This is a genomic window from Microcella humidisoli, from assembly GCF_024362325.1.
Lineage (GTDB): Bacteria > Actinomycetota > Actinomycetes > Actinomycetales > Microbacteriaceae > Microcella > Microcella humidisoli.
The window spans coordinates 755,880-777,359 of the sequence record NZ_CP101497.1 but is presented as its reverse complement, the minus strand read 5'-3'; the positions used below and the strand labels follow the sequence as shown (position 1 = coordinate 777,359).

Sequence of the window (21,480 nt, the reverse complement as noted above, 5' to 3'; positions counted from 1 at the left end):
TACTGAGAGAAAGAGAAACCGTGACCGAGAAGCTCCCCAGCGACCTCGACTACTCGACCGCCGCTGAGCAGTCGTCGGAGGAGGATGAGGCGCAAGAGGGCAACACCCTCGCCGCCGACCTGCACTCGGTCGACGCCGTCGAGCACTCGGCGATGCACCTCGTCGACGAGAGCGACGAGCCCGACCTCGACGGCCTGCTCGACGCGCTCGAGGCCGCCGCCGACCCCGAGGCCGACGCGGTCGTCGACGACGCGCTCGACATCGACTCCGCCGACGAGGCCGAGGCCGCCGCCGAGGCGACGCACGACGAGGCCGACGAGCCCGAGACCGACGCGGAGCCCGCCGAGGTCGACCCGTACGACGAGTTCAAGCTCGAGCTGCGCATGAAGCCGGGCAAGTGGTACGTCGTGCACTCGTACGCGGGCTTCGAGAAGCGCGTCAAGCAGAACATCGAGAACCGCAAGATCTCGATGAACATGGAGGAGAGCATCTACGAGGTGCAGGTTCCCATGGAGGACGTCGTCGAGATCAAGAACGGCCAGCGCAAGCTCGTCACGCGCGTGCGCATCCCCAGCTACGTGCTCGTGCGCATGGATCTCAACGAGGACAGCTGGTCGGTCGTGCGGCACACCCCCGGTGTGACGGGCTTCGTGGGCAACGCCCACAACCCGACGCCGCTGCGGTTCGATGAGGCGTTCCAGATGCTCAAGTCGACCGTGCAGATCGCCGAGGCCCCGGCCAAGGCGGGCGGCACCAAGGGTGGCGGGCTCGCGGCTCGTGTCATCCCGGCCGAGATCGACTTCGAGGTCGGCGAGACGATCACCATCAAGGAGGGCTCGTTCGCCGGGCTCCCCGGCACGATCAACGAGATCAAGCCCGAGAGCGGCAAGCTCACGGTGCTCGTCTCGCTGTTCGAGCGCGAGACTCCGGTCGAGCTGTCGTTCGACCAGGTCACCAAGCTCTGAGCTGACACGAACACCCACCACCGACCACCGCGGCGCGCACAGGGCGCGCAGGCGGGAGCGCAGCATCCACTCGGATGCTGCTCGACACGAAGGAAGAGAACATGGCACCGAAGAAGAAGGTCACGGGTCTGATCAAGCTGCAGATCCAGGCCGGCGCCGCCAACCCCGCCCCGCCCATCGGCCCGGCGCTCGGTCAGCACGGCGTCAACATCATGGAGTTCTGCAAGGCCTACAACGCCGCGACCGAGTCGCAGCGCGGCAACGTCATCCCGGTCGAGATCACCGTGTACGAGGACCGTTCGTTCACGTTCATCCTCAAGACGCCGCCGGCCGCCGAGCTCATCAAGAAGGCCGCGGGCGTGCAGAAGGGGTCGTCGACCCCGCACACCGTCAAGGTGGCCAAGCTCACCAAGGAGCAGGTGCGCCAGATCGCCGAGCAGAAGCAGGTCGACCTCAACGCCAACGACATCGAGGCGGCCGAGAAGATCATCGCCGGCACTGCTCGCAGCATGGGCATCACCGTCGAGCAGTAGCTCGACTCGCCACTTTCACACCAGCAGGACCTTCACCTCAGCGGGAGAGCCAGCCAGGCTCGTCAACCGCGAACTCACCTCTAGGAGACACAACATGGCACAGAAGTCGAAGGCCTACCGGGCCGCGGCCGAGAAGATCGAAGACGGCAAGTTCTACTCGACGGCCGAGGCCGTCGCCGTCGCTCGACAGACCGGCTCGAAGAACACCAACTCCACCGTCGAGGTCGCGCTCAAGCTCGGCGTCGACCCCCGCAAGGCCGACCAGATGGTGCGCGGCACCGTCAACCTGCCGCACGGCACGGGCAAGACCGCTCGCGTCATCGTGTTCGCGACCGGCCCTGCGGCCGAGGCCGCGATCGCGGCCGGCGCCGACGAGGTCGGCGGCGTCGAGCTCATCGAGAAGGTCGCCGGCGGCTACACCGCCTTCGACTCGGCGGTCTCGACCCCCGAGCTCATGGGCCAGGTCGGTCGACTCGGCAAGGTGCTCGGCCCCCGCGGCCTCATGCCCAACCCGAAGACGGGCACCGTCACCCCCGATGTGGCCAAGGCCGTCACCGACATCAAGGGCGGCAAGATCGAGTTCCGCGTCGACAAGCACGCCAACGTGCACTTCATCATCGGCAAGACCGCGTTCACCGAAGAGCAGCTGCACGAGAACCTGAAGGCGGCGCTCGACGAGGTCATGCGCCTCAAGCCGTCGAGCTCGAAGGGGCGCTACCTGCAGAAGGGCTCGCTCTCGACGACCTTCGGTCCGGGAATCCCGCTCGACGTCAACGCCGTTTAGCGTTTTCTGTCGCGCCGCCGCTCCTGCGGCGCGACGCACGAACGGCCCCGCTTCGGCGGGGCCGTTCGTGGTTTCGGCTCGGCCCGAGCTGCGTCTCGCCGCGCGCCTGTTCACAACTCAGGCTCAGCACGCGGACGTGCGCGATTCGCGCGGCAGATCCGGCGGTACCGCCTCAGGTGCGAACACGGGCGGGCAGAACAAGGGGATGCTCGAGAGCGGTGTGCCCGTGCGCGAGGCCCGACGGGCTTCCTCGTCGACGAGGCGGTCGACGACGCCGCCGTGCACGAGCGCCCGCTGGCCGGGGCGGGCGTCAGGGCCGGGATACCTCGATCGCGATCTTGCCGCGCGTGCGGCCCGACTCGACCAGGCGGTGCGCCTCGGCGAGCTCGTCGAGCGGCAGGACGCGGTCGACGTGCACGCGGAGATCGCCGGCCTCGATCATGCGGGTGATGACGGCGAGGGTCGCGCCGTTCGGCGAGACCTTGTAGTCGGTCGCGCGCACGCCCGCGGCGGCGGCGTCGTCGAGCATGCCCGGCCAACTGCCGGTGGGCGCGTTGACGAGCAGCCCGCCCGGCCGCAGCGCGGCGAGCGAGCGCGTGCCGGTGTCGTCGTGCACGTTGCCGATGAGGTCGATCACGACATCGTGGTCGTGCACCTCGTGCTCGAACCGCGTGGTCGTGTAGTCGACGACGCGGGCGGCCCCGAGCTCGCGCACGAACGACACGTTGGCCGTCGAGCATGTGGCGGTGACGCTCGCGCCGAAGTACGCCGCCAACTGCACCACGAAGTGCCCGACGCCGCCGGCGCCGGCGTGGATGAGCATCCGCTGCCCCTCATGGGCGCGCGCGACGTCGACGACCATGCCCCACGCGGTCAGTGCCGCGAGCGGCACCGCCGCGGCCTCGGTCATCGAGAGCGTCGTGGGTTTCGGCGTGAGGAAGAGCTCGGGCACCGCCGCGTACTCGGCGTTTCCGCCATCGAGCCGCGGCACGATCGTCATGCCGTAGACCTCGCGGCCGGGCGCGAGCGCGTGCGACTGGTAGGCCGACTCGACGACCGTGCCGGCGATGTCGTAGCCGAGCACGGCGGGGTACTGCCGGATGGCGCCCGCCGCCCCGCGGCCCGCCCGCGTCTTGACGTCGATCGGGTTGACGCTCGTGGCGTGCACGCGCACGAGCACCTCCGCCCCCGCTCGCACCGGCACGGGCAGCTCGGCCGCCTCGAGCACCTCGGTGCCGCCGATCGCGGTCATGACCATCGCGCGCATCATCGTCATCGCTTCTCGCCCTCCCCCTGCTACGCCCAGTGAACACGATGTGCGTCTCGCCCGTGTTAACTCCCTGTCACAACCCGGAGACGAGTGGCGCGTTCGGCACGTAGCATGAGCGCAGACCCCGCTCCCGCTGGTGAAAGGCCCGTCGCGTGACCGCTCTCTTCCTCGTGCTGCGCATCGTCGCGGCGCTGGCCATCGGGGCCGCCGTCGTCGGCCAGATCGTGACCTCGCTGCTGTTCTGGCAGCGGGAGGGGCTCACCGACATCCCCTTCCGCCTCACCAACTTCTTCAGCTTCTTCACGATCGAATCGAACATCCTCGCCACGGTGGTGCTCGTCATGGCCATCGGCCTGACGCTGCTGAAGGCGAGCCCCCGCTGGTTCAGCGTGCTGCGCGCCGTCGCGACGACCTTCATGGTGACGACGGGCATCGTCTACAACCTGCTCCTGCGCAACATCGAGCTGCCGCAGGGCGCCACACTCGACTGGTCGAACGAGATCCTGCACCTGTGGGGGCCGCTGTACCTGCTGCTCGATTGGCTGTTCGCGCCCGGCCGCCACGTCCTCGCCTGGAAGCACATCGGCACCATCGTGTCCTTCCCGATCGTCTGGGCGATCTACACGCTCGTGCGCGGCCCGCTCACGTACGACGTGGTCACCGATGGCCCGTGGTACCCGTACCCCTTCCTGAACCCGGAGACCTCGGCGAACGGCTACCTCTCCGTGGCCTTCTACGTCATCCTCATCGCGGCCGTGATCGGCCTCGTCGGCGCGGGCGTCATCCGCATCTCGCGCCTGCGCCGCGGCCCCGGCGCCGCGCACGCGATCCACGACGAGCCGGCGGCCGCGCGCGCCGCCGCGACCGCCTGACCGCCTCGCCGTGGTCGACAGCCCTCAGCGGCATCGGGATGCCGCGCTCGCCGTCATCGGCGCCCTGCTCGTGGCGGCCGCCCTCGTGCTCATCTGGCTGGCCCGCGTGTCGGTGCCCCGCGAGCTCTACGTGAGCGAGCTCGGAGCGCTCGGCGAGCCGACGGCCGAGCAGTTCCGCCTCGCCCTGCTGCTGCTCGTGGCGGGCGGGATGCTCGTGGCCTGGTCGATGCGCGACCTGCGCAGCCGCCCGCCGCTGCTGCGGCGCGGCACGCCGGCGCTCACGCTCGCCCTCGCCTGCTCGTCGTTCCTCGTCGCCGCGCAGGTGCCGTGCACGCAGGCGTGCCCGCTGCCGGTGGGCGACACGTTCACGGTGCAGGATCTCGTACACACCCTCGCGGCCGTCGTCGCGTTCGGGGCGGCGTGCTGGGCGATGCTGCAGGTGGCCTTCGCCCCCGGCCACCGAGCGCTCAGCGGGCTGACGCTGCTCATGGCGGTCGCGGTCGGCGTGGTCGCGGCGACGGGCGGCCTGCTCTCGCTCGCCCGCTGGAACGCGGTGTTCGGCAGCCGTCTCGAGCTCGTAGCGACGACGATCGGCATCGGATGGCTCGTGGTCTTCGGCATCGTGCGGGCCGCCCGGCTGGTGACCCGGCCGTCGATCGTGAGCCTCGCGAGCCCCGACGCCGCTTAGGTCATACCTTTGTTGTCGGTTGCCCGCCGTCGACCGTAGAGTGGAGCACGGTCGCGCCCGTCGGCGCATCGGCCCGCCACCATCGTCGAGGAGTTCCGCCGTGCCCCGTCCCCCCGTCTCCGTGCAGCTCTACACGGTGCGCGATGCGCTCGCCGCCGACCCCGGCGCCACCCTGCAGCGGCTCGCGGACCTCGGGTTCCGCTGCGTCGAGCCCTTCGGTCTCACGGATGCCGCCGAGACGCTGCGGCCGGCGCTCGCCGCGGCGGGGCTCACCGCGCCCACCTCGCACGCGACCCTGCTCGGCGGCGTGCACGAGGCCGCCATCGCCGCCGCGGCGCGCGTCGGCGTCACGACCCTCATCGACCCCTACGTGCCCGAGGAGCGCTGGACGACGCGCGACGACGTCGCCGCGCTCGCAGCCGAGCTCACCGCCGTCGCCCGGATCGCCGCCGACCACGGCCTGCAGGTGGGCTACCACAACCACTGGTGGGAGCTCGAGCGCCGCATCGACGGCACCCCGGCCCTCGAGGTGTTCGCCAACGCGCTCGGCGACGAGGTCGTGCTCGAGCTCGACACCTACTGGAGCGCGGTCGGCGGCGTCGACCCCGTCGCGCTGCTCGGTCGACTCGGTGAGCGCGTCGTCGCGCTGCACATCAAGGACGGCCCCGTGAACCGCGAGATCGAGCAGCAGCTGCCCGCGGGCTCGGGCGCGATGCCCGTCGCCGAGATCCTCGCCGCGGCGCCGACCGCCCGCCCCGTCATCGAGTTCGACGCCTACGCGGGCGACCTGTTCGAGGGCATCGCCGCGAGCCTCGCGGCAGTGCGCGCACGGGGGGTCGAGGCGTGACCGGCCCCGTGGGCGTCGGCGTCATCGGCGCGGGCGTCATCAGCCAGCAGTACCTCGAGAACCTCACGCGCGCGGCCGACGTGCGCGTGCTCATGGTCGCCGACCTCGACACCGATCGCGCCGCGGCCCGGGCCGCCGAGTACGGGGTGCCCTCGAGCGGCTCGGTCGCCGAACTGCTCGCGCGCGACGACATCGAGATCGTCGTCAACCTCACGATCCCCGCCGCGCACGTGCCGGTCGCGCTCGACGCCCTTGCGACGGGCAAGCACGTCTGGAGCGAGAAGCCCTTCGCGCTCGACCTCGCGAGCGGCCAGGCGCTGCTCGACGAAGCCCACCGCGCGGGCCTGCGCGTCGCGTGCGCGCCCGACACCGTGCTCGGTGCGGGCATCCAGACCGGGCGCCGGCTCATCGAGTCCGGGGCGATCGGCACGCCGCTCACGGCGCTCACGCTCTTCCAGGTCTCGGGCCCCGAGGCGTGGCACCCGAGCCCCGACTTCCTCTACGCCCGCGGCGGCGGGCCGCTGTTCGACATGGGCCCGTACTACCTCTCGACGCTCGTGCAGCTCATGGGCCCGGCGGCGCAGGTCGTCGCGCGGGGCTCGCAAGCGCGCGCATCCCGCATCATCGCCTCGGGGCCCCGCGCTGGCGAGTCGTTCCCCGTCGAGGTGCCGACGCACGTGGCCGCCCTCATCGACTTCGAGAACGGCACGACGGCGCAGAGCACGTTCTCGTTCCAGTCGAGCCGTCCGCGCGTCGGCATCGTCGAGATCGCCGGCACCGAGGGCACGCTGAGCCTGCCCGACCCGAACATGTTCGAGGGCGAGCTGCGCATCTGGCGGGATGGCATGTTCGAGGAGGCGGACGCCGAGGTCGTGCCCGCGAGCGGGTCGACCTTCTCGCGCGGCGCCGGCGTCGTCGAGCTCGCCCGCGCCATCCGCGCCGGCCGGCCCGAGCGCGCCTCGGGCGAGTTCGCCTTCCACGTGCTCGACCTCATGGTGTCGATCCAGCACTCGGCCGAGACCGACGGCGCCGCCGTCGGCATCGCGAGCACCGTGACGATCCCCCCGGCGCTGCCGGAGGACTGGGACCCGACCGCCGCGACCCTCTAGGAGCCCCGCATGAGCCCCGCATCCCTCGGCGTCGCCCTCATCGGCGGCGGCTTCATGGCCGACGTGCACAGCCGCGCCGCGCGCGCGGCGGGGGCCCGCATCGTGGGCGTCACGAGCTCGACGCCCGAACGATCGCGCGCGGCGGCCGAGCGCATCGGCGCCGAGTCCGCGTTCGATGACGTGGATGCCCTGCTCGCCGACGACCGCGTGCAGGTCGTGCACGTCGTCACCCCGAACGCCACCCACCACGAGCTGACCGTGCGCGTGCTCGCCGCGAGCAAGCACGTCGTGACGGAGAAGCCGCTCGCGACGACCGTCGCCGACGCCGTCGACCTCGAGCAGCGGGCCGCGGCCGCGGGGGTCGCCGCGACCGTGCCGTTCGTCTACCGGTTCCACCCCATGGTGCGCGAGGCGCGGACGCGCGTCGCCGCCGGGCAGGTCGGGCGGCTGTTCAGCGTGCAGGGGGCGTACCTGCAGGACTGGCTGCTCGCGGCGGGCGACGACAACTGGCGCGTGTCGTCCGAGGCGGGGGGCGCCTCACGGGCCTTCGCCGACATCGGCTCGCACCTGTGCGATCTGCTCGAGTTCGTCACGGGCGAGCGGCTCGCGCGCCTGCAGGCCATCACGAGCACCGTCTACCCCGAGCGCGCGTCCACGGGCCCGGTCGCGACGGAGGACCTCGCGGGCGTGCTCGCGCAGACCGGCGGTGGCGCCGTCGTGAGCCTCCTCGTCTCGCAAGTGGCGCCGGGCCGCAAGAACGGGCTCGTGCTCGAGGTGCACGGCGCGACCGAGTCGCTGCGCTTCGCGCAGGAGCGTCCGGAGGAGCTGTGGATCGGTCGCCGCGCGGGCAGCGAGCTGCACCTGCGCAGCACCGACGAGCTGCACCCCGACGCCGCGCGTCTCTCGGTGCTGCCCCCGGGCCACCCGCTCGGCTACCAGGACGCCTTCACGGCGTTCGCCGCCGACACCTACGCCGCCGTGCGCGGTGCCGCGCCCGAGGGCCTGCCGGTCTTCGCCGACGGCGTGCGCGCGGCGCGCATCACGGATGCCGTGCTCGCCTCGGCGCGCACCGGCGACTGGATCGACCTCTAGACCCCCTGCCCGAAGCCCCGAAGAAGGAGCCACTCGTGTCCACGCATCCCGTCACCCTGTTCACCGGCCAGTGGGCCGACCTCACGCTCGAGGAGGTCGCGACGCTCGCCGAGCAGTGGGGCTACGACGGCCTCGAGATCGCGGCCTCGGGTGAGCACCTCGACGTGCAGCGCGCGGTCGAGGACGACGACTACCTGCAGGGCCGCCTCGACATCCTCGCGCGCCACAACCTGCGGGTCTACGCCATCTCGCACCACCTCGCGGGGCAGGCGGTGTGCGACGACCCGATCGACTTCCGGCACCAGGCGATCCTGTCGAGCCGCGTGTGGGGCGACGGCGAGCCCGAGGGGGTGCGGCAGCGGGCGGCCACCGAGCTGCAGTACGCGGCGCGCGCGGCCCGTCGTCTCGGCGTCGATACCGTCGTGGGCTTCACGGGCTCGAGCATCTGGCCGTACGTCGCGATGTTCCCGCCCGTGCCGGCGAGCGTCATCGAGGGCGGCTTCGAGGACTTCGCCCGCCGCTGGAACCCCATTCTCGACGTCTTCGACAGCGAGGGCGTGCGCTTCGCGCACGAGGTGCACCCCGGCGAGATCGCCTACGACTACTGGACGAGCGTGCGCACGCTCGAGGCGATCGACCACCGCGAGGCCTTCGGCTTCAACTGGGATCCGAGCCACATGATGTGGCAGAACATCGACCCCGTCGGCTTCATCGTCGACTTCGCCGACCGCATCTACCACGTCGACTGCAAGGACACGCGGCTGCGCCCGCACAACGGCCGGGCGGGCGTCATGGGATCGCACCTGCCGTGGGGCGACCCGAAGCGCGGCTGGGACTTCGTCTCGACCGGGCACGGCGACGTGCCGTGGGAGGACTCGTTCCGCGCGCTCAAGGCGATCGGCTACACGGGGCCCATCTCCATCGAGTGGGAGGACGCCGGCATGAGCCGACTGCACGGCGCCGCGGAGGCCGTGCAGTTCGTGCGCTCGCTGCTGTGGGAACTGCCCGAGCAGTCGTTCGACGCCGCCTTCTCGAACCAGGACTGAGGCGCGGCCCCGCGCGATCGGGGTACAAAAGTGAACGAACTGGTCCCCCCTTCTGGGGACCGGCTTGCCCCCCAACGGGGGACTGTGAAGCGTGTTCGTTAAGCGCACACTGGGATGCGAGGGATCACCTGAGTCCCTTGCAGGGAGGACTCGCCGCACCCGAGGCGGTGAGACCCCCTGCACCCCCGATCACGATCGCGAGGACCCGATGATCACCCTTCCGCTCATCATGATCGTGTCGCTCGTCGCCTTCTTCGGCCTCATCGTCGGCATCGCCGGCTCGGGTCGTCGCAGCCGAGGCGCCCACCGAGCCTGACACCACCGATCCTGAGCGCATCGCGCTCACTGAAGAGAGCCCCGGCCCGCATCCCCTCGCCGCCGGGGCTCTCGTCTGCCCGCCGGCACTCGTCACCCGGCACCCGGCACCCGGCACTCGCCACCCTAGGATCCTCCAAGCAGGCTCATAGAATCCTGCGCCTTACTGGAGGCATGGCTGACGACGAGCTTCCCGAGTCCCCCCGCCTCACCCGCCCCGACGGCTCGCCCGTGCGGGCCCTCGTGGTCGACGACGAGCCCTCGCTCGCCGACCTCGTGTCGATGGCCCTGAAGTACGAGGGGTGGGATGTGCGCACCGCGCTCACCGGCCAGCAGGCCCTGCAGCACGGCCGCGAGTTCAAGCCCGACATCGTCGTGCTCGACATCATGCTGCCCGACCTCGATGGTCTGGAGGTGCTGCGACGCCTGCGCGCCGACGGCGCGGATGTTCCCGTGCTCTTCCTCACCGCGAAAGACTCGGTCGACGACCGCGTGGTCGGCCTCACCGCGGGCGGCGACGACTACGTCACCAAGCCGTTCAGCCTCGAAGAGCTCGTCGCCCGACTGCGCGGGCTCATCCGGCGCAGCACGCTCGTCGTGAGCGAGCGCGCCGACCCCGAGATCCGCGTGGGCGACCTCGTGCTCAACGAGGAGAGCTACGAGGTGCGGCGCGGCGACACCGAGATCGAGCTCACGGCGACCGAGTTCGAGCTGCTGCGCTACCTCATGCGCAACCCCAAGCGCGTGCTGAGCAAGGCGCAGATTCTCGACCGCGTCTGGAGCTACGACTTCGGCGGGCGCTCGAGCATCGTCGAGATCTACATCTCGTACCTGCGCAAGAAGATCGACACGCTCGGCCCCGCCATGATCCACACCGTGCGCGGCGTCGGCTACATGATCAAGCCGGTCACCTGATGCACGGAGGATGGTCGCTACGCAAGCGGCTCGTGGCGGGCATCCTCGTGCTGCTCATGATGGCGACCCTCGCGATCGGCGTGCTGAGCGTGTACTTCCTGCGGGCCAACCTCGTCGCGCAACTCGACGACGAGCTGCGCATCATCGCGCAGCGCATCGAGAGCGTCGCCGCCCCCGGGCGCGGACCCGCGCAGAGCTTCGAGGGCCCCGGCCTGCCGACGGGCTCGCTCATCGGCGTCGTGCAGTCCGACGGCTCGGCCGTCGCCGCCTACCTCGATGACAACGCGACCGTGCGCGAGCTCAGCAGCGTGCAGCTGCGCGTGCTCGCGGCGCGGGCGCTCGGCGAGCCCGTGACCCTTCGGCTGCCGGGCGGGCTCGGCGAGTTCCGCGTGCTCGCGACGACCGCCGACCGCGACACCGTGCTCATCGTCGGCCTCTCGACGCGCGAGGTCACGGCCACCATCGCTCGCCTCGCCGCGGTCATCGCCGCCGTGCTCGCCGGCATCCTCGTCGTCGCGGCCGTGCTCGGTCGCGAGGTCGTGCGCCTCGGGCTGCGCCCGCTCACGCGCGTGCGCGAGGCCGCGACCGCGGTCACGACCCTGCCGCTCGACCGCGGCACCGTCGCCCTCGCCGACCGGCTGCCCGTGCTCGACACCGATCCGACCACCGAGGTCGGCCAGCTCGGCGCAGCCTTCACGCGCATGCTCGAGCACGTGCAGAACGCCTTCGACGCCCGCCAGGCGAGCGAGCAGAAGGTGCGCCAGTTCGTCGCCGATGCCAGCCACGAACTGCGCACGCCCCTCGCCGCCATCCGCGGGTACAGCGAGCTCACGCGCCGCAGCGGCCACCAGCTGCCCGACGACATCCGCCACGCGCTCTCGCGCATCGAGTCGGAGTCGGTGCGCATGTCGGCGCTCGTCGACGACCTGCTGCTGCTCGCGCGCCTCGACGAGGGCCGCGAGCTGCGCCGAGACCCCGTCGACCTCTCGGCCGTCATGACCGACGCCGTCGCCGATGCGCAGGCCACCTCGCGCGCCCACGACTGGGTCGTGCGCGTGCCGCGCGCGCCCGTCATCGTCGAGGGCGACCAGCACCGGCTGCACCAGGTCATCGCCAACCTGCTCGCCAATGCGCGCGTGCACACCCCCGAGGGCACGCGCGTCACGGCGGCGCTCGGCACCCTCGAGGGCCGCGCCATCGTCACCGTCACCGACACGGGTCCCGGCATTCCCGCCGAAGTGCAGCCCGTGCTGTTCGAGCGCTTCGCGCGCGCCGACACCTCGCGCTCGCGCGCCACCGGCTCGACGGGTCTCGGGCTCGCGATCGTCGCCGCGGTCGTGCAGGCGCACGGCGGCGAGGTCGCCGCCTCGTCGCGCCCGGGCGAGACCGTCTTCCGGGTCAGCCTGCCGCTCGTGAGAACGCCGGTGGTCGCGAGCGCCTAGGCTCGCACCATGCGCATCGCCGTCACCGGTTCGGCCGGCAAGCTCGGGCAGGCCGTCGTCTCGCACCTGGTCGAGACCGGGCACTCCGTGACCGGGCTCGACGCCGTCGGCGCCCCCGGTGAGGGCTTCGTGCGCGTCGATCTCGCCGACAGTGGGCAGGTGCTGGATGCCCTCGCCGGGGTCGAGGAGCGCTACGACGGCCTCGACGCCGTCGTGCACCTGGCGGCGAGCCCGGCCCCGGGCATCCGGCCCGACACGGTGCTGCTGCAGGACAACCTGGCGATGACGATCGCGGTCTTCCAGGCCGCCCGCCGGGCTGGCATCACGCGCATCGTGCACGCCTCGAGCGAGACCCTGCTCGGCCTGCCGCTCACGGAGGCGCCGCCGGCCGCACCGATCGACGAGGCTCAGCCGACGCGCCCCAACTTCATGTACGCGATCGGCAAGCACCTCGAGGAGGAGCTCGGCCGCAAGCTCTGCCGCCTCGACGCCGACCTGTCGATCACGGGGCTGCGCTTCAGCAACGTCATGGCGCCCGACGACTACGCCGAGTTCGACAGCTGGCAGGACGACCCCGCGGTGCGGCGGTGGAACCTGTGGGGCTACATCGACCGCCGCGACGGTGCGCACGCCGTCGAGCGCGCGCTGGCCGTGCGCGGGCCGGGCTACGAGACCTACATCATCGCCGCCGCCGACACCGTCATGCGGCGCGACTCCGCCGAGCTCATGGCCGCCGAGTTCCCGCGGGTGCCGCTCACCCGCCCCCTCGCCGGGCGCGAGACGCTGCTGTCGATCGACGCCGCGCGCCGCGACCTCGGCTACGCGCCGCGGCACTCCTGGCTCGACGGGCGGTAGCGCGCGGCCGCGGTTTTGCGGCGGGCGGTCGGCGTGACGTATGCTGGCCTCTTGCCATAGACCGCCGGTTGTCACCGTGGCTGCACGCAGACCCTGTTTGCGTGCGGAATACGAGGACCGAAGGCTCGCACGCTCCTGACGGAGCGGACGAGGGCCCGCGCAGGTGTACTGAACTGAAACCGCTCGCTCCTCGATCTCGAGGGTGAGCGAAGAGGCTCGTGCGCATGCGCATGGGCCTTTCGTCATGTGTGCCGGGTTTCCGCCCCGCGGCGGTCGTGGCAAGACCAACGACAAACATTGAGGAGCACCATGGCGAACAAGGAAGCAACGGTCGCCGAGCTGAAGGAACTGTTCTCCAGCTCGACCGCCGTCCTGCTCACCGAGTACCGCGGTCTCACGGTGGCGCAGCTCAAGACGCTGCGTGGCAACATCCGTGCTGACGCGTCGTACGCCGTGGTGAAGAACACGCTGACCAAGATCGCGGCCAACGAGGCAGGCATCGACTCGCTCGATGACATGCTCGCCGGCCCGTCTGCTCTCGCCTTCGTGCACGGTGACCCCGTGACCGTGGCGAAGGCGCTGCGTGACTTCGCCAAGGCGAACCCCAACCTCGTGGTGAAGGGCGGCTACTTCGACGGTCGCCCGCTCGACGCCTCCGAGGTCATGAAGCTCGCCGAGCTCGAGAGCCGTGAGGTGGTGCTGGCCAAGCTGGCCGGCGCCGTCAAGGCTTCGCTGTTCGGTGCCGCGTACATGTTCAACGCGCCGCTGGCGCAGGCCGCTCGCGCCGTTGACGCGCTGCGGCAGAAGCAGGAGTCCGGCAGCTGATTCTCAGCCGACCGGTTCACGACACGACACAACCCAGAAGGAGAAATCATGGCCAAGCTCACGACTGACGAGCTCATCGAGGCGTTCAAGGAGCTTTCGCTCATCGAGCTCAGCGAGTTCGTCAAGAAGTTCGAAGAGGTCTTCGAGGTCACCGCCGCCGCGCCCGTCGCGGTCGCCGCTGCCCCCGCCGCTGGTGGCGCCGCCGCCGAAGAGGTCGAGGAGAAGTCGTCGTTCGACGTCGTTCTCGAGGCCGCTGGCGACAAGAAGATCCAGGTCATCAAGGAGGTCCGCGCGCTCACGAGCCTCGGCCTCGGCGAGGCGAAGGCCGTCGTCGACGGCGCCCCCGGCGTCGTGCTCGAGGGCGTCAACAAGGAGACGGCCGACAAGGCCAAGGCCCAGCTCGAAGAGGCCGGCGCCACCGTCACCCTCAAGTAGTCACCCGCACTGCACCGAGAGCCCCGCCCGTCGTTCGACGGTGCGGGGCTCTCGTGCGTTCGGGCCGCTCGCGCCAGAGGGGCCAGCGCTGCGATCAGGAGGCGGGAACGCGCTGCGCCGCGGTGCTCGTGCGCACCGTGAGCGCGGTCGGCAGCAGCAGGTGCTCGTCGGGCGGCGCGGCCTCGGCGTGCTCGAGCTGGCTCAGCAGCAGTTCCACCGCGCGCGCACCCTGAGCGCCGGGCTGCTGCGCGAGCGTCGTCAGGCCGAACATCTCGGCCAGCGGGTGGCCGTCGACGCCGATGATCGAGAGCTCGCCCGGGATGCTGATGCCGAGCTGGCGCGCCGCGACCGTGATGCCGATGGCGATCTCGTCGCAGCCCGCGAAGATCGCGGTCGGCCGCGTGCGCGGGTCCCCGAGCACGGCGAGCCCGACGGCGTAGCCGCCCTCGATCGAGAAGTCGGCGTCGCGAAAGTCGTCGTCGACCGTGATGCCCGCATCCCGCAGCGCCTGGGCGAAGCCCGTGTAGCGCTGGGAGTGGACGCGGAAGTCCATCTGCTCGTTCTGATCGCCGCCGACGTGCATGATGCGGCGGTGCCCGAGGCTGATGAGGTGCTCGGTCGCGAGCCGTGCCGTCTCGACGTCGTCGATCGAGAGCGAGGGGATGCCATCGATGCGCCCGCCGATGCCGACGAGCGGCTTGCCGAGGGCCTGCAGCATCTGCACTTCGTGCGGGCTCAGGTCGATCGCGACCGAGATGACGGCGTCGACGCGCTTGCGCACGAGGAAGTAGTCGAACACCCGGCGGCGCAGGTCGCGGTCGGTGCTGAGCCGGTAGAGCGTGAGGTCGTAGCCGGCGCGGATGAGCGACGACTCGATGCCCTCGAGCACCTCGGCGAAGTACCAGCGGTTGATGTACGGGATGACGACGCCGACGTTGCGCGTGCGCCCCGTGACGAGGCTCGCGGCGGTGGAGGAGACGACGTAGCCAAGCTCGGCAGCGGCATCCTCGACCCGCCGGCGGGTGTCGTCGGAGACGTAGCCGCGACCGCTCAGCGCACGCGAGGCCGTCGATTTCGAGACGCCGGCAATGCGGGCGACATCGGCGAGGATGCTCATGGCCTCGTGCCCTCCATTGGACGGTGGCGTGTGGATGCGGAGCGCTCGCCGCGCTGCCGTGGGCAGTCGTCGGGGCGCACCGTGGCGTCAGTGTAGCCCGAATCGACCGAGTGTGGAACCGATGCCACGTGGGAGCGGTCTCACGGCGAGTCGTTCTCGGGTTCGCACCTGAGCGGCCCCGGGGAGTTCCGCAACAGATCGATAACGGCACGACGATTGCGGGTTGCGGCGCGCGCACGCGTGACGTACGGTGACACCTGGAACCGGTTCCCGATGGAGTGTCCAACGGCCCTTCTGACGCCGACTTCCACCTCTTGCACCACCACAACTACGCGCGTCGATCGGCGCGCTGACCGACCTCAATGAGGAGGAAACACATGAGTTCCACTCTCCGACGCAGGTTCATTGCGCCTGCTGCGGCCATCGGAGCCCTGAGCCTCGTGCTCGCCGGCTGCGCTGCCGCCGAGACCGACCCGGGCGCTGGCGGCGACGCCGACTGCGCGGCCTACGAGGCCTACGGCACCTTCGAGGGCGAGAGCGTCGAGCTCTACGCGACCATCATCGACACCGAGGCTGACGCCCTGGTCGAGAGCATGGCCGACTTCGAGGCCTGCACGGGCATCACGGTCGAGTACAACGGCACGCAGGAGGCGGAGACGCAGATCAACGTGCGTGCCGCCGCCGGTGACGCCCCCGACCTGATGATCATCCCGCAGCCCGGTCTGCTGCAGCGCCTCATCGCCGACGGCTACGTCGTCGCCGCGCCGGAGGCCGTCGAGGCCAACGTCGACGAGTTCTGGAGCGAGTCGTGGAAGGGCTACGGCACGGTCGATGGCGAGTTCTACGCCGCGCCGCTGCTCGCGAGCGTCAAGGGCTACATCTGGTACTCGCCGGCCGACTTCGAGGAGAACGGCTACGAGATCCCGACGACCTACCAGGGCCTGCTCGACCTCTCGGAGCAGATGACCGAGCGCAACGACGGACCCTACCGTCCGTGGTGCGTCGGCTTCGGCTCGGGCGACGCGACCGGCTGGGTCGGCACCGACTGGGTCGAGGACCTCGTCCTCCGCACCGCGGGCCCCGAGGCCTACGACCAGTGGGTCGCCGGTGAGCTGAAGTTCGACTCGCCCGAGATCACCGAGGCGTTCGACCTCGTCGGCGAGGTGCTGCTGAACGACCAGTTCGTCAACGGCGGCTTCGGCGGCGTGCAGTCGATCGTGACCACCACCTTCCAGGATGGCGGCCTCTCGATCCTCGACGGCACCTGCTCGCTGCACCACCAGGCGTCGTTCTACGAGGCGCAGTGGGGCGAGGGCGTGACGGTTGCTCCTGACGGCGACGTCTGGGCCTTCATCACCCCGCCGATCGCCGAGGGCGACCCCAACGCCGTCACCGGTGGTGGCGAGTTCGTGGCCGCGTTCAACGACAACGAGGCGACCGCTGCTCTCCAGGCGTACCTCTCCAGCGACACCTTCGCCAACGAGCGCGTCTCGCGCGGCGGTGTCATCTCGGCGAACAAGGGTCTCGACCCGTCGCTCGCCGGTTCCGACCTCGCCCGCCAGTCGGTCGAGATCCTGCAGGGCGACGACACGATCTTCCGTTTCGACGCCTCTGACCTGATGCCCGCCGCCGTCGGAACCAGCTCGTTCTGGACCGGCATGGTCGACTGGGTCAACGGCACGCCGACGTCGGATGTCCTCAAGGCCATCGACGCGACGTTCCCGCAGTAATCAGCATCAGCTGACCGCATGACGACCGGCCCATCGGACTCCAGAGTCCGGTGGGCCGGTCTGTCGGGTAACGTGGCCCACATCCACGCCAAACCAATGGAGGTTTGATAGGGCATGAGTGATTTCTGGTCTGATCTCATCGCGAAGTTCGGGGTCATGGTCTTGGGCCTGGCGGTCTTCGCCGCGGTCGTCGGCCTCATCCTGTTCCTCGCCGATCGCGCACCCAAGCGCGGCCGCGACTACTGGCAGCTCGCCGCCTTCGTCGGGCCCTCGATCGTGCTCCTCGCGGTCGGCCTGGTCTACCCCGCGATCCGCACCACGGTCCTCGCCTTCTTCAGCCGGCAGACGGCCAACGGTTCTGAGTTCGTCGGGTTCGGCAACTTCGTCTGGATGTTCACGCAGCCCGAGATCGTCGTCGTGCTCGTCAACACGCTCATCTGGGTGGCGCTCGTGCCGACCCTCTCGACGATCTTCGGTCTCGCCTACGCGGTCTTCATCGACAAGTCGCATGGTGAGAAGGTGCTCAAGTCGCTGGTCTTCATGCCGATGGCCATCTCGTTCGTCGGTGCCGGCATCATCTGGCGCTTCATGTACGAGTACCGCGAGGTCGGCTTCAGCGAGCAGATCGGTCTGCTCAACCAGATCCTCGTCTGGCTCGGGCAAGACCCGCAGCCCTTCCTCGTGAACTCACCGTGGAACACCTTCTTCCTCATCGTCGTGATGGTCTGGATCCAGACCGGTTTCGCCATGGTGCTGCTCTCGGCGGCCATCAAGGGCGTGCCCGTCGAGATCATCGAGGCGGCCCGCCTCGACGGGGCGAACGCGTGGCAGTCGTTCTGGAACGTCACGGTGCCGGGCATCCGCGGCACGCTCGTGGTGGTCATCACGACCATCTCGATCGCCACCCTCAAGGTGTTCGACATCGTGCGCGCCATGACCGGCGGCAACTTCGACACCTCGGTCGTCGCCAACGAGATGTACACGCAGGCCTTCAACCGCGGCGAGACCGGGTACGGCTCGGCGCTCGCCGTCGTGCTGTTCTTCATGGTCCTGCCGATCGTCGTCTACAACGTGCGCGTGATGCGCAAGCAGAAGGAGATCCGATGAGCACCGACGTCACCGCCGCTGCCGACGCTCCCGAGCAGCCGACGACCCGCGCGATCGCGACGGCCGCGGGCGGCGGCAAGGCCCGCCGCGTCAAGGAGCGCCTCACCTCGCCCTGGGCGACCTTCGCCGCCATCCTCATCGCCACCGTGTGGACGATCCCGACGTTCGGCCTGCTCGTCTCGTCGTTCCGCACGCCGGAGGAGATCCGCTCGAACGGCTGGTGGAACATCTTCGTCAGCCCGAGCTTCACGCTCGAGAACTACGTCGACGTGCTCACCGTGCAGGGGGCGTCGTCGGCCAACCTCGGCTCGTACTTCGTGAACTCGCTCGTCATCGCGATCCCCTCGGCGCTGTTCCCGATCATCATCGCGACGATGGCGGCCTACGCCTTCGCATGGATCAAGTTCCGCGGCTCGGGTGCGATCTTCGTGCTCATCTTCGCGCTGCAGATCGTGCCGCTGCAGATGGCGCTCATCCCGCTGCTGCAGATCTTCAGCGAGGTGCTCGGCATCAGCGGCACCTTCCCGGCGGTCTGGATCGCGCACACGATCTTCGGCCTGCCGCTGTGCATCTTCCTGCTGCACAACTTCATCAGCGAGATTCCCGGCGAGGTGATCGAGGCGGCGCGAGTCGACGGTGCGAACCACACGCAGATCTTCTTCCGCATCGTCATCCCGCTGTCGCTGCCCGCGCTCGCCTCGATCGGCATCTTCCAGTTCCTCTGGGTCTGGAACGACCTGCTCGTGGCGCTCGTGTTCTCGGGCGGTACCGCCGATGTCGCGCCGCTCACGCAGCGCCTGGCCGAGCTCGTGGGCAACTTCGGGCGCAACCAGGAGCGCCTGCCGGCCGCGGCGTTCATCTCGCTCGTCGTGCCGCTCATCGTGTTCTTCAGCCTGCAGCGCTACTTCGTGCGCGGCCTGCTGGCGGGCTCGACGAAGGGCTGATCCGACTCACACCGGGAACCCCGGTGGTCGCGCCTAGGCTCGCAGCATGAGCATGGGTGGCGGTCGCCGGGGTTCTCGCGTGTCGAGCGGCGACGCCGACGCTCAGCGGGCGGCGAATGCCGAAGCGCCGCGCATCCCGAATCTGCTGCCCCGCATCGCCGAGCTGTTCCGGCCGCACCGCCGGCCGCTCGCTATCACGATCGCGCTGGTTCTCGTCTCCGCGGCGCTCAGCGTCGTGCCGCCGTTGCTGACGCAGCAGGCCTTCGACCGCGGGCTGTTCCCGCCCGAGGGCAGCCCGAACGTCCCCGTGCTGCTGCAGCTCGTGAGCGCGATGCTCGTGCTGTGGCTCGTCTCGGCCGGAATCGGCATCGGGCAGACCTACCTCACGGCCACGGTCGGCAACAGCGTCATGGCCCAGCTGCGCGTGCGGCTCTTCGCGCACCTGCAGGCGATGGAGCTCGGCTTCTTCACGCGCACCAAGACCGGCGTCATCCAGTCGCGTCTGCAGAACGACGTCGGCGGTGTCGCGGGCGTGCTCAGCAACACGGTCTCGAGCGTCATCGGCAACACCGTCACGGTCATCGCCGCGTTCGTCGCGATGCTCATCCTCAGCTGGCAGCTGACGATCGTCGCCGTCGTGCTGCTGCCGCTGCTGGTCGTGGCGCAGCGCCGGGTGGGCCAGGTGCGCGCGCGCATCGCGACGAAGACGCAGGAGTCGCTGAGCGACATGACGGCGATCACGCAAGAGGCGCTGAGCGTCTCGGGCATCCTGCTCGCGAAGAGCTTCTACCGCCAGCAGAGCGAGGTCGAGCGCTACCGCGCCGAGAACGACACCCAGCGCGGCCTGCAGGTGCAGCTCTCGATGAGCGGGCAGTGGTTCTTCGCCACGGTCAACGTCTTCCTCTCCGTCATCCCCGCCGTCATCTACCTCGTCGCCGCCTGGCTCATCCAGCAGGATGTCGCGGTCACCGCGGGCACGATCGTCGCCTTCACGACCGTGCAGGCCCGCTTGACCTACCCGCTCATGGGACTCATGCGGGTGGCTCTCGACCTGCAGACGAGCGGCGCCCTCTTCGCGCGCATCTTCGAGTACCTCGACCTGCAGCCGCGCATCACCGAGGCGCCCGATGCCCGCGAGCTCGAGCCGCAGGCCCTCGGGCGCATCCGCTTCGACGACGTCGTGTTCCGCTACCCCGACGCGCCCGATGACAGCGAGCCGACGCTCGACGGCGTCTCGTTCACGGTCGAGCCGGGGCAGTTCGTCGCCTTCGTCGGGCCCTCGGGGGCCGGCAAGACGACGATCTCGTACCTCGTGCCGCGCCTGCACGACGTCACGAGCGGAGCGGTCGAGGTGGGAGGCGTCGACGTGCGGCAGCTGCGCCAGCAGAGCCTCATCGAGAGCATCGGCATCGTGAGTCAAGAGACCTACCTGTTTCACGCGACCATCGCCGAGAATCTGCGGTACGCCAAGCCCGAGGCGACGGATGCGGAGCTCGAGTCGGCGTGCCGTGCGGCGAGCATCCATGCCACGATCGAGAGCTTCCCCGACCGCTACGACACCGTCGTGGGCGAGCGCGGCTACCGGCTGTCGGGCGGCGAGAAGCAGCGCATCGCGATCGCGCGCGTGCTGCTGAAAGACCCGCCCGTGCTCATCCTCGACGAGGCCACGAGCGCGCTCGACTCGGTGTCAGAGCGCATCGTGCAGGGGGCGCTCGACACGGCGAGCCGCGGCCGCACGACGATCGCGATCGCGCACCGGCTCTCGACCGTGAGCGCGGCCGATGTCATCCATGTCGTCGACCACGGGCGCATCGTCGAGAGCGGTCGGCACCACGAACTCGTCGCGCGCGACGGCGTCTACGCGCGCCTCGTCGAGCAGCAGTCGGCCGACTACGGCCGCGCGCCGCAGCCGGGCGAGGATCAGGACCGCGCGGCCAGCAGCTCGGCCATGTAGTCGAGCTCTTTCGACTGCAGCTGCACCATGCCCTCGGCGAGGCCCGTCACGAGCGGGTGCGTGCTGCGGGCGATGACCGCCTCGGCCATGTCGACGCCGCCCTGGTGGTGGGCGATCATGAGCTCGAGGAAGAGGCGTTCGGCCTCGACGCCGGTCGCGTTCTGCAGGGCCTGCATCTGCTCGAAGCTCGCGACTCCCGGCATGGGCTCGCCGGGCGTGTGGTCGCCGTGCCCGTCGTGGCCCGCCGAGCCGTCGAGCACCGGACGCGACAGCCATTCCATCTCGGGCTCGCTCGAGGTCTGGGGCAGGCCCCAGGTCGCGAGCCAGGCGAACATCTGCCCCTGCTGCTGCGTCTGCGCCGTGGCGATGTCGAGCGCGAGCAGCCGGATCTCGGGGTCGTCGGAGCGGTCGCGCACGAGCAAGGCCATCTCGACCGCTTGACCGTGGTGCACCTGCATGTCGCGCGCGAAGCCGGCCTCGGCACTCGACTCGCCCGGCTGGGGCGCGGTCGGCGCCGCCGTCACGCGACCGACGAGGGCGCCGACGACGAGCGCGACGAGCACGAGCAGCGCTCCCGTGACGATCAGCCGGGTGCGGCTGAGCGGAGGGGCGGCTGCCGTGGCGGCGTCGCTCAC

At 70.3% G+C, this 21,480-nt stretch carries 21 protein-coding genes; 18 read left to right on the top strand and 3 right to left on the bottom strand.

Translation table 11 applies throughout. The features are described 5' to 3' along the window. Positions 1 to 20 precede the first annotated feature (20 nt). From nusG to rplA, 3 genes are all read left to right on the top strand, one after another. Entirely contained in the window at positions 21 to 965 is a 945-nt protein-coding gene (gene nusG, locus NNL39_RS03640; RefSeq protein ID WP_255160345.1) for a transcription termination/antitermination protein NusG, read from the top strand. 101 nt (positions 966 to 1,066) lie between these two features. After that, positions 1,067 to 1,498, top strand: a complete 432-nt coding sequence (rplK, locus tag NNL39_RS03635; RefSeq protein ID WP_153982273.1) for a 50S ribosomal protein L11 — start codon at positions 1,067 to 1,069, stop codon at positions 1,496 to 1,498. 94 nt (positions 1,499 to 1,592) lie between these two features. Then, the gene (gene rplA / locus NNL39_RS03630; RefSeq protein ID WP_255160344.1) at positions 1,593 to 2,282 is read left to right on the top strand and encodes a 50S ribosomal protein L1; all 690 of its coding nucleotides are present in this window, start codon (positions 1,593 to 1,595) and stop codon (positions 2,280 to 2,282) included. A 310-nt stretch (positions 2,283 to 2,592) separates the two neighbouring features. On the opposite strand, the gene NNL39_RS03625 is transcribed toward rplA, so the two are convergent. Next, entirely contained in the window at positions 2,593 to 3,558 is a 966-nt protein-coding gene (locus NNL39_RS03625; RefSeq protein WP_407665147.1) for an NADP-dependent oxidoreductase, read from the bottom strand. 146 nt (positions 3,559 to 3,704) lie between these two features. Here NNL39_RS03625 and NNL39_RS03620 point away from each other — a divergent pair, with 146 nt between their 5' ends. The 11 genes from NNL39_RS03620 (at position 3,705) to rplL (ending at position 13,993) form a co-directional block, all read left to right on the top strand. Then, entirely contained in the window at positions 3,705 to 4,424 is a 720-nt protein-coding gene (locus NNL39_RS03620) for a Pr6Pr family membrane protein (RefSeq protein ID WP_255160343.1), read from the top strand. A gap of 10 nt (positions 4,425 to 4,434) precedes the next feature. After that, positions 4,435 to 5,112 carry a DUF998 domain-containing protein gene (locus tag NNL39_RS03615; RefSeq protein WP_255160342.1) on the top strand — a complete coding sequence of 226 codons (678 nt, stop codon included), beginning with the start codon at positions 4,435 to 4,437 and terminating at the stop codon, positions 5,110 to 5,112. A 100-nt stretch (positions 5,113 to 5,212) separates the two neighbouring features. Next, positions 5,213 to 5,959: a sugar phosphate isomerase/epimerase family protein gene (locus NNL39_RS03610; RefSeq protein WP_255160341.1), complete on the top strand. Its 747-nt coding sequence runs from the start codon at positions 5,213 to 5,215 to the stop codon at positions 5,957 to 5,959. Next, positions 5,956 to 7,068, top strand: coding sequence for a Gfo/Idh/MocA family protein (locus NNL39_RS03605; RefSeq protein ID WP_255160340.1), 1,113 nt, complete (start codon positions 5,956 to 5,958; stop codon positions 7,066 to 7,068). Before NNL39_RS03610 ends, NNL39_RS03605 begins: the two co-directional genes overlap by 4 nt. A 9-nt stretch (positions 7,069 to 7,077) precedes the next feature. Continuing rightward, positions 7,078 to 8,160 (top strand): Gfo/Idh/MocA family protein, encoded by a 1,083-nt coding sequence (locus tag NNL39_RS03600; protein ID WP_255160339.1) that lies wholly within the window; start codon positions 7,078 to 7,080, stop codon positions 8,158 to 8,160. A gap of 35 nt (positions 8,161 to 8,195) precedes the next feature. Then, on the top strand, positions 8,196 to 9,206 hold the full coding sequence (locus NNL39_RS03595) for a sugar phosphate isomerase/epimerase family protein (RefSeq protein ID WP_255160338.1): 1,011 nt from the start codon (positions 8,196 to 8,198) through the stop codon (positions 9,204 to 9,206). 489 nt (positions 9,207 to 9,695) lie between these two features. Further along, positions 9,696 to 10,436 carry a response regulator transcription factor gene (locus NNL39_RS03590; RefSeq protein WP_255160337.1) on the top strand — a complete coding sequence of 247 codons (741 nt, stop codon included), beginning with the start codon at positions 9,696 to 9,698 and terminating at the stop codon, positions 10,434 to 10,436. Further along, positions 10,436 to 11,878: a sensor histidine kinase gene (locus tag NNL39_RS03585; RefSeq protein WP_255160336.1), complete on the top strand. Its 1,443-nt coding sequence runs from the start codon at positions 10,436 to 10,438 to the stop codon at positions 11,876 to 11,878. The genes NNL39_RS03590 and NNL39_RS03585 overlap by 1 nt, the downstream gene beginning before the upstream one ends. Before the next feature lie 9 nt (positions 11,879 to 11,887). Continuing rightward, positions 11,888 to 12,733, top strand: a complete 846-nt coding sequence (locus NNL39_RS03580) for an NAD-dependent epimerase/dehydratase family protein (RefSeq protein ID WP_255160335.1) — start codon at positions 11,888 to 11,890, stop codon at positions 12,731 to 12,733. A 309-nt stretch (positions 12,734 to 13,042) separates the two neighbouring features. Continuing rightward, entirely contained in the window at positions 13,043 to 13,558 is a 516-nt protein-coding gene (gene rplJ, locus NNL39_RS03575) for a 50S ribosomal protein L10 (RefSeq protein WP_255160334.1), read from the top strand. Between the two features lie 48 nt (positions 13,559 to 13,606). Then, positions 13,607 to 13,993 carry a 50S ribosomal protein L7/L12 gene (gene rplL, locus NNL39_RS03570; protein WP_255160333.1) on the top strand — a complete coding sequence of 129 codons (387 nt, stop codon included), beginning with the start codon at positions 13,607 to 13,609 and terminating at the stop codon, positions 13,991 to 13,993. A gap of 94 nt (positions 13,994 to 14,087) precedes the next feature. Here the strand turns inward: rplL and NNL39_RS03565 are convergent, their stop codons facing one another. Further along, the gene (locus NNL39_RS03565; RefSeq protein ID WP_255160332.1) at positions 14,088 to 15,110 is read right to left on the bottom strand and encodes a LacI family DNA-binding transcriptional regulator; all 1,023 of its coding nucleotides are present in this window, start codon (positions 15,108 to 15,110) and stop codon (positions 14,088 to 14,090) included. Positions 15,111 to 15,487: 377 nt separating this feature from the next. On the opposite strand from NNL39_RS03565, the gene NNL39_RS03560 reads away from it, so the two are divergent. The 4 genes from NNL39_RS03560 to NNL39_RS03545 all read left to right on the top strand — a co-directional run bounded on the left by NNL39_RS03560 (position 15,488) and on the right by NNL39_RS03545 (position 20,845). Beyond that, a complete protein-coding gene (locus NNL39_RS03560) occupies positions 15,488 to 16,840 on the top strand; it encodes an ABC transporter substrate-binding protein (RefSeq protein ID WP_255160331.1) in 1,353 nt (450 codons plus the stop codon). A gap of 114 nt (positions 16,841 to 16,954) precedes the next feature. Continuing rightward, positions 16,955 to 17,947: a carbohydrate ABC transporter permease gene (locus NNL39_RS03555; protein ID WP_255160330.1), complete on the top strand. Its 993-nt coding sequence runs from the start codon at positions 16,955 to 16,957 to the stop codon at positions 17,945 to 17,947. Then, entirely contained in the window at positions 17,944 to 18,891 is a 948-nt protein-coding gene (locus NNL39_RS03550; RefSeq protein WP_255160329.1) for a carbohydrate ABC transporter permease, read from the top strand. The genes NNL39_RS03555 and NNL39_RS03550 overlap by 4 nt, the downstream gene beginning before the upstream one ends. Positions 18,892 to 18,943: 52 nt before the next feature. After that, entirely contained in the window at positions 18,944 to 20,845 is a 1,902-nt protein-coding gene (locus NNL39_RS03545) for an ABC transporter ATP-binding protein (protein WP_407665161.1), read from the top strand. Here NNL39_RS03545 and NNL39_RS03540 read toward each other — a convergent pair. After that, positions 20,812 to 21,480, bottom strand: a complete 669-nt coding sequence (locus tag NNL39_RS03540) for a DUF305 domain-containing protein (protein WP_255160327.1) — start codon at positions 21,478 to 21,480, stop codon at positions 20,812 to 20,814. The two genes, NNL39_RS03545 and NNL39_RS03540, sit on opposite strands and share 34 nt — an antisense overlap.

What these genes read in the sequence shown, in the direction of transcription:
- rplK (WP_153982273.1), top strand. Translation starts at nt 1,067, where the DNA reads ATGGCACCGAAGAAGAAGGTCACGGGTCTGATCAAGCTGCAGATCCAG.
- rplA (WP_255160344.1), top strand. Translation starts at nt 1,593, where the DNA reads ATGGCACAGAAGTCGAAGGCCTACCGGGCCGCGGCCGAGAAGATCGAA.
- NNL39_RS03625 (WP_407665147.1), bottom strand. Translation starts at nt 3,558, where the DNA reads ATGACGATGATGCGCGCGATGGTCATGACCGCGATCGGCGGCACCGAG.
- NNL39_RS03600 (WP_255160339.1), top strand. Translation starts at nt 7,078, where the DNA reads ATGAGCCCCGCATCCCTCGGCGTCGCCCTCATCGGCGGCGGCTTCATG.
- NNL39_RS03590 (WP_255160337.1), top strand. Translation starts at nt 9,696, where the DNA reads ATGGCTGACGACGAGCTTCCCGAGTCCCCCCGCCTCACCCGCCCCGAC.
- NNL39_RS03585 (WP_255160336.1), top strand. Translation starts at nt 10,436, where the DNA reads ATGCACGGAGGATGGTCGCTACGCAAGCGGCTCGTGGCGGGCATCCTC.
- NNL39_RS03580 (WP_255160335.1), top strand. Translation starts at nt 11,888, where the DNA reads ATGCGCATCGCCGTCACCGGTTCGGCCGGCAAGCTCGGGCAGGCCGTC.
- rplJ (WP_255160334.1), top strand. Translation starts at nt 13,043, where the DNA reads ATGGCGAACAAGGAAGCAACGGTCGCCGAGCTGAAGGAACTGTTCTCC.
- rplL (WP_255160333.1), top strand. Translation starts at nt 13,607, where the DNA reads ATGGCCAAGCTCACGACTGACGAGCTCATCGAGGCGTTCAAGGAGCTT.
- NNL39_RS03565 (WP_255160332.1), bottom strand. Translation starts at nt 15,110, where the DNA reads ATGAGCATCCTCGCCGATGTCGCCCGCATTGCCGGCGTCTCGAAATCG.
- NNL39_RS03560 (WP_255160331.1), top strand. Translation starts at nt 15,488, where the DNA reads ATGAGTTCCACTCTCCGACGCAGGTTCATTGCGCCTGCTGCGGCCATC.
- NNL39_RS03555 (WP_255160330.1), top strand. Translation starts at nt 16,955, where the DNA reads ATGAGTGATTTCTGGTCTGATCTCATCGCGAAGTTCGGGGTCATGGTC.
- NNL39_RS03550 (WP_255160329.1), top strand. Translation starts at nt 17,944, where the DNA reads ATGAGCACCGACGTCACCGCCGCTGCCGACGCTCCCGAGCAGCCGACG.
- NNL39_RS03545 (WP_407665161.1), top strand. Translation starts at nt 18,944, where the DNA reads ATGGGTGGCGGTCGCCGGGGTTCTCGCGTGTCGAGCGGCGACGCCGAC.